This window comes from Bacteroidota bacterium, from assembly GCA_019637975.1.
Taxonomy (GTDB): Bacteria; Bacteroidota; Ignavibacteria; order UBA10030; family UBA6906; genus CAADGV01.
The window spans coordinates 156,296-162,421 of the sequence record JAHBUR010000008.1 but is presented as its reverse complement, the minus strand read 5'-3'; the positions used below and the strand labels follow the sequence as shown (position 1 = coordinate 162,421).

The 6,126-nt window shown below is 52.2% G+C and carries 5 protein-coding genes and 1 pseudogene; 1 reads left to right on the top strand and 5 read right to left on the bottom strand.

Annotated features, from left to right (window positions below; translation table 11 throughout):
- Nucleotides 1-162: 162 nt before the first annotated feature.
- Nucleotides 163-810 (bottom strand): response regulator, encoded by a 648-nt coding sequence (locus KF749_06405; protein ID MBX2990786.1) that lies wholly within the window; start codon nucleotides 808-810, stop codon nucleotides 163-165.
- A 159-nt stretch (nucleotides 811-969) separates the two neighbouring features.
- Here KF749_06405 and KF749_06400 point away from each other — a divergent pair, with 159 nt between their 5' ends.
- On the top strand, nucleotides 970-1,182 hold the full coding sequence (locus KF749_06400; protein MBX2990785.1) for a DUF551 domain-containing protein: 213 nt from the start codon (nucleotides 970-972) through the stop codon (nucleotides 1,180-1,182).
- Between the two features lie 176 nt (nucleotides 1,183-1,358).
- Here KF749_06400 and KF749_06395 read toward each other — a convergent pair.
- The 4 genes and pseudogenes from KF749_06395 to KF749_06380 all read right to left on the bottom strand — a co-directional run bounded on the left by KF749_06395 (nucleotide 1,359) and on the right by KF749_06380 (nucleotide 6,072).
- A pseudogene (locus KF749_06395) lies at nucleotides 1,359-2,332 on the bottom strand (NAD(P)-dependent alcohol dehydrogenase).
- A complete protein-coding gene (locus KF749_06390) occupies nucleotides 2,332-3,657 on the bottom strand; it encodes a beta-lactamase family protein (GenBank protein ID MBX2990784.1) in 1,326 nt (441 codons plus the stop codon). The pseudogene KF749_06395 and the gene KF749_06390 overlap by 1 nt, the downstream one beginning before the upstream one ends.
- Nucleotides 3,658-3,726: 69 nt before the next feature.
- Nucleotides 3,727-5,073, bottom strand: a complete 1,347-nt coding sequence (locus KF749_06385; GenBank protein MBX2990783.1) for a hypothetical protein — start codon at nucleotides 5,071-5,073, stop codon at nucleotides 3,727-3,729.
- A gap of 9 nt (nucleotides 5,074-5,082) precedes the next feature.
- A complete protein-coding gene (locus tag KF749_06380; protein ID MBX2990782.1) occupies nucleotides 5,083-6,072 on the bottom strand; it encodes a T9SS type A sorting domain-containing protein in 990 nt (329 codons plus the stop codon).
- Nucleotides 6,073-6,126 lie beyond the last annotated feature (54 nt).

Below are 6,126 nucleotides of genomic sequence, written 5' to 3'. Positions count from 1 at the left end.
TTTAGCAAGCACGCACGGCGAGCACTATGCTTTTGCTCTTTTGGTCCCGACCATGTCGGGATGCGAGCCGATGAACGAACACTATTTGTGGAGCCAACACTTGAACCAACCGAGCCTTACCAAATGAGAGAGTGACGTGCTTGCATTTGTTATGCGAAAGGCTCATTTAAGTTGGTTCACGATTTTGACCAGAATGTCACCGAGGCCGAAGTACAACGAAACGATTACTAGTATTCCAATAAGAAGAGTTCGCAGAACATCAAGACCAAGCTGTGCGGTGAAGTTAGGAATTCTCTGAGTTATTCGGTCGATTTTTTCACTGAGCCCAACAATTTGATGCTCTAGAGTTTGTACTTTGTCAGCCAGGCTGTTGGTGAGAACATTTGCTTGAGCTGCTCTTTTCTTGCTTACAAGAGCAATTGTTTTCTCGATCTCGTCAGTGATCGCAGGGGTATAAGGTTTTGAAATAAAATTTGCGGCGATGACGGTTGATGTACCAAGTGATTGAAATGTTGCTCGGTTCTCTGGACTGGCGTAACCTGTCAGAACGACTATCCCAACAATGAACATATGTACGTTTACTAGATGGCGCATCAAATCAAGTCCGCCCATTCTTGGGAGGCCAAGGTCTAGTAGAATTACGTGTATCTCCCCAGGGTGTTGGTCGAGCATACTCAGGGCTTCAACCCCATCATGGACAGTGTAGACGTTGGAAAACCCTTTTTCCTTGAGCACAAGGTACAAGAGTTCACAGATTGACACCTCATCTTCGACGATGAGTATTCCCTTATCTCTCAGGTTGTCATTCATTGTGAGCCTTTCGCATAACGGTGAAAAAACCACGCAGTGCCCGCCACAATCGGATGACATAAACGAGGCGGGCATTGAGTGAGGTCAACTAAAACTATAACAGCCTGAACGTCGTGGTTTGTATTGTTAAGCGACGTTTGCGGCTACAAAGGAGAAGCGATGGACTGGATAAAGTGTTCTGAACGATTGCCCGATGTAGATGTAATTGTTGATACCAAGATTGATGATGAAAAAGGTGAACGAAATCACGCACGACTTGTAATGCACAGAAATCTATGGTGGTTCACGGATATGTCGATGTACATTTACTACTCGCCCACGCATTGGCGACCACTGAGCGGGGAGAAATCCGTTGCCGCAAATGTTGCTTAACTAGTGAAACTACGCAATTGCTATTGCGTGTATTGTTCCAATACGGTACATAAGACGAAGTATTGCGTTTATGTTGCTTATATCTTCCGTCAAGATACCAACTCCCTCATCCAATCTCAACCGGGGAGGCGACGTTGTCGGTCATATCAATGCTGTTTAACGGCACAGAACGCGGGTCATGCTGCCATGGTTATAACCACGTTTCCCCGCTTGCGCCCGGTGTCGACATGGCGGTGGGCCTCGACGATCCGCCCGAACGGATAGCACCGGTCAATGACAGGCCTGAACCTTCCCGCCTCCGCGAGTTCCGCAAGGAAGCGTACGTCTTCCGCCGCTCGGCTGCCGGACCGGCGATGATTTTCTTGTTGCCCGTTGCCGACACCCACGGGACTTGAAGAATCTGCGGCAGGGTGGCCAGAACAAGCAGAAGGCGTCCTCCCTCTTTCAGCGAACTTTTGCAACGCGAGAAAGGAGCCGTGCCGACTGTATCGACAATAACGTCATAGGTTTCGCCGTTCCGGGTGAAGTCCTCTTTGGTATAGTCAATGACGCGGGCTGCGCCGAGGGATATTGCCAATTCGGCATTGGCAGCACTGCACACGGCTGTTGTTTCCGCGCCGAAGTGTTTGGCAAGCTGAAGCGCGGCAGTGCCTACTCCTCCCGAAGCACCGTTGAGGAGTACATGTTCGCCGCTCTGCAGTGTTCCTCTTCTGAAAAAATCCAATGCCGTTGTTCCTCCGAACGAAATCGCGGCAGCCTCTTCAAACGTAAGATTGGGCGGCTTCAATGCCACCCGCCCGTTTTCCGGCATGCATTTGTATTCGGTGTAGCAGCCCATGGCGATACCGCTGAACGCGATCACCCGGTCGCCTATCTTGAATTTGCGAACGTCTATCCCGACCGCACAAATCTCGCCGGCAAGCTCTGTTCCCAGGATGGGTTGCCTCGGTTTCGAGACTCCAAGAGCCAAACGCGAGATAAGCCCGAAACCCGCAGGCACGTTGAGACTTCGTACCCTGCAATCCCCCGACGTAACTGTTGTTGCGTGTACTTTTATCAGGACTTCATTGTTCCCGGGAACGGGGTTCTCAACCTCTTTCAATGTAAGAACCTCGGGTGGTCCGTATCTTGTGCAGACAATAGCTTTCATCAATCATTTTCCTCGTTTGTAACATCTCGGCTCACGATCCTCAGTACCTCAGGCACCAGGCGGAATGGCACAGCGCCTGCCGTTGCTTGATTCACCGCTCCGGCAACGAAGACCTTGAGTTGGTGGCAATAAAACAACCATGTTCCGGTTGATCCGGTATGTCCTATGACGGATGGCATCGGCGAGAATGGCGCGAATAGTCTCGGAAGTTGAAAACGCTTGAGGCCGAGAGCATACTCGATGGGCCATCCGGGAGATCGCAAGGCACCGCGATCCAGGGGGATACCGAAGCGATTCCATCGACCTTGCATTAAGGAAAGCGTGCTCCCGTTCTGGAAGAGTCGGCCCTGAACCAATGCGCGCAGAAAAGCAACCTGATCACTTGGCGTGCTGTAGATGCTGTGAAGCGAACGCAATAAACGCGGTCGGTCCAGGGGCCGATCTCCCACCCAAAGCATCGCCGGCGGGCTTGGAAGTTCGGACGGTCCTGAGAATCCGGCATACCATGTATGGGGCAACTTGAGCGGGAGGAAAATCATCTCCGCCACCGTTTGAGGCAATGGTGTATTGCACACAACTTCAATAATTGCGGCAAGGAGTTTGAAGTTGGTGTCACTGTACCGCACTCTTTGTTTTGTGGCATCCTTGGCCTGCGGCGGGAAATGCGGTTCAAGTTGCTCTTTCACAACACGGAGGATGGTCTCCATTGTGAGTTCCCGGTCCTCGCCGCTGAACAATTGCTCAACCAGGCTGGGGCCCCGTTTCGGGTAATCTTCCAAATAATCCGGCAAACCGGACGTGTGACCCAGGAGGTTCCGTATTGTGATTCGTTCTGAGTAGTCGGTACCGTTGAGGCGATGCAGCCCATTGATTACTCCCGGCGGGAGATATTCCGCAATGGAACGCTCGATCGAAAGAACCCGACGTTCGTGCAGAATCAGAATGACGGCAGCAACAAAGATCTTGTCAATACTGGCAATGAAGTACGGCGTATTGGTTGTCATGGGTGTGCCGTCAGGCAATGCCTTGCCTGTTGCGCCGGACCATGAGAATGATTGGTCGAGGGTCTCCAGCACCAAGACGGCATGGGGAATATGTTTTCTTGATGCAAGCCGGTCGACAAGCCTTTGTAAGGATGCCGCAGAGGCGGTGGACGGGGAACGCATAGTCATTTCTGTTTTCAGGCCATACCTGCCATGTTTGCCAACGACCCGGGTAACGGCTTTTGGCTGCCATGGCGCACTTACAGCACCATAGTCATGGTCTTCCACGTCAAGATACCAACTCCCTCGCCCAATCTCAACGCCGGAAAATAGAAAGGGCATCCCAAAAGATGCCCCTTCCGATAATCTTAAAGAAACAACGCAACCGCTTCAGAACAAGACGGTGAAGTATTACTCCGTGAAAATTATGTCTGTCTGAATTCCGCTTCTGTCGGTTATGGTAATGATATCCTTGCTCTCCGAGAAATGAACCGTGTTCTTCATCAGCATATCTTTGAATGCGATTCTGTCGGAAACTTGAAAAACGAGTTTCATATTGGGGGTTACTACATGTTCGAATTCGGGCCGGGTCTGATGCAGCATAAAGGCAAAGGAACCGTCGCGGTAGCCTAACGGCATATCATCGGGCAGGTATCGTTCCGAACGCTCCGTAAATCCCAGAACATTCGCGTAGAACTCCCTTGCCGTATCCATGGAAGGAACATAGTAACCGCAATTGTAAATATAGGGCTCATGTATTTCCGGGGCATTCGGGTAAGTGAGTTGCATAATGGAAATGGGATTGCCGGAAGGGTCGAAGATCTTCATGGAATAGCCGACTCCTTCTTTGCGTTTTTCTTCCGAGAAGAATCTTACCCCTTGTGATTTGAGTGTTTGATAGGAATTATCGATGTTCCGGAGAGCCATGGAAATGCTTACCGATGAAAGCGCTTTCCCGTCCGGATAGTGTGCGGTTGTATCTTCCTGCAGGATTATCTTGTAGGCATTCGTGACAAGATGGAGTTCGTCGGGGTTGCGGACTGAAGAGTCGGGCCGGAATCCCAAAACGCCGGTATAGAATGCTGCAGCCGCTTCAAGGTTTTTCACTTTCAGTTTTGCCGCGAAAAGCTTCATCGGCAGCGGGTGAACAGAAGCAAGAGATATTCTTTCCCACGACGTGAGATCATGCGATGTTCCTTGCAGCGGGAAAGTTGCGAACGCCTTCTCATCGACAAAATCCCTGATGAGCACGAAGAAGGAAAACGCGACTCCTGTTTTCTTCAAGGATATCCTGAACTCCTGGCCATCATACGGTCGTATTTGGTTGCGGAAGGGTATGGTGTCCGAAACACCTGCTGCATAGCGTACCGTGTTGGCAGTCCAATCAATATTGTTGCCCCATTTCCAGGCGGGGTTGGTATCATCCCACGAATTGTCTTCGGGCAATACCCGCTCGCCCAATTGCATTGATGCATGCAGGTTGATAATCCCTGCACCGGTTTTGACGAATATATCCGTATAGGGTAATGCCTGTGCCGGTCCAAGCGCCGCTATGTATAACCACGCCGAGTCGGCCATAAGATACAGGCTGTAGTTTTCCGTCAAAGCAATTTTGCGGGACTTTTCCCATTCCTGTGTGGTCACAGTACCGTCAAGCGTGACCATGACACGTTCTTCCCGGGGCAATGCAATCTGAGCACACATCTGAACCGGGTTGAACAGAACGAGGAGGATCACAGCGGTTGTTATGCTCTTCATCGATTCCTTCTACCGCGCCAGCACAAGTTTCCTTGTCGCGACATTCCCTGCCGCTTCAAGCCGGTACACGTACACGCCCGTGCTGAACTCCGCCGCATCCCACGCCACGGAGTGCGCGCCTGCGGAGAAATTCCCGTCAACAAGCGTTGCAATTTCCTGTCCCAACAAGTTGAAAATCTTCAATGAAGCGCGGCCCGGCTGCGCGAGTTCGAACCGGATCGTGGTCGAGGGATTGAAGGGATTGGGAAAGTTCTGATGCAACGCAAAGGTGTGGGGCGTTTCTTGCGGAACGCTTGTCGGCCCGGTATAGGTGATCGCGAGCTTGGGACGGGAGGAGGGTGTCGGGTGTTCGCGTGAATCGAACCGCTTCGCCGTAGCCGATGCGCCCTCTCCCCCCACAATCACCCATCCGAAGTTGGAAGAAGGTGTGTCGAGCCACTGCTGCACGTCGGCAACCAGGGCCGGGGTCGATGCCCACGTGTACGTCCCGAGTCCGCCAACAGACGATGTCGCGCTCGGCGTTGCGGCGAAGTCGCCGCCGGGTGTTGTCCACAATGTTGTATTGAAGAACCTGTGCAGCCAGGTTGCATCGCCTGTTGTCGCGGGGCCGCCGGCTCCGCCACCCGTTCCCCCTCCGATGGATGTCCCCTCGCCCCAATCCGCCGATGCACGATGTAAGCCGATAACCTGTGCGATTGCTTGGGCTTGCGTGACAGTCAGTGTCAGTGTCACGTTTGTGATGGTTGCATTTGCCGGTATCCCGCCGGCAACATCAAACGCAAGCAACCCGCGTCTGATTGCTCCCGCAATGGTCTTTCCGGTAAAAAATCCAGGCCCGGCGCCGTTGCTCAACGATCCCGACGGGTCTTCGTACAATGTATTATCCTTGCTTGCGTCAAGCGTTACCTGCGTTTGTGCATGAGCTTCGCGCGACGCAACACCCGCCGCCAGAAACAGGACGATGATGCACGCAATAGTGGGGGCAACCCGTGTTCTCATTGTTCCTCCGAAGTAGTTGTTTGATGTGGGTACGAACTTGAAACTTCTCTTTCC